This is a genomic window from Tamlana crocina, assembly GCF_012037625.1.
This window is the reverse complement of sequence record NZ_JAAVJS010000375.1, coordinates 1-396: the sequence shown is the minus strand read 5'-3', so window position 1 is coordinate 396 and position 396 is coordinate 1. Positions and strand designations below refer to the sequence as shown.

The following is a 396-nucleotide window of genomic DNA, read 5'->3' as shown; positions in this document are numbered from 1 at the left end:
AACCAGCACATTCCCCCGCAGATCCTCCAGCTGAATATGCTCACCATTCTGGGTGGTCCAGGTAGATGGTAAATTATAGATTGAAAGCTCGGGAAGCTCTTTATTTTCGGAAGAAACCTTAGTTTCAGCCAAATTATTTTCAACTTCGGCTTCTTTCTTTTCAGCATTGTTACAGGCTGTAAAAAGAAAGGCTGCGAGTAATAGGTATATTAAATTTTTCATGGTCATAATTCTGATTTTTCCACATCCTGCACACAACGGAATCCGAGGTTTTTGACCGAATATTGTGCTTTCATACTTCCGCGGAAAGCATAGCGCATAAAAGCTGCATAGTTCATAAGATCTGTAGCGCCAACAGCAGCAGCTCCACAGAACAGATTGTTGTCCCCGGTGCTG

At 42.7% G+C, this 396-nt stretch carries 2 pseudogenes; both read right to left on the bottom strand.

The features are described from left to right. Positions 1 to 222 (bottom strand): annotated as a pseudogene (locus HC176_RS17185) (SCO family protein); the annotation flags it as partial. A gap of 2 nt (positions 223 to 224) precedes the next feature. After that, positions 225 to 396, bottom strand: a pseudogene (locus HC176_RS20135) (formylglycine-generating enzyme family protein); the annotation flags it as partial.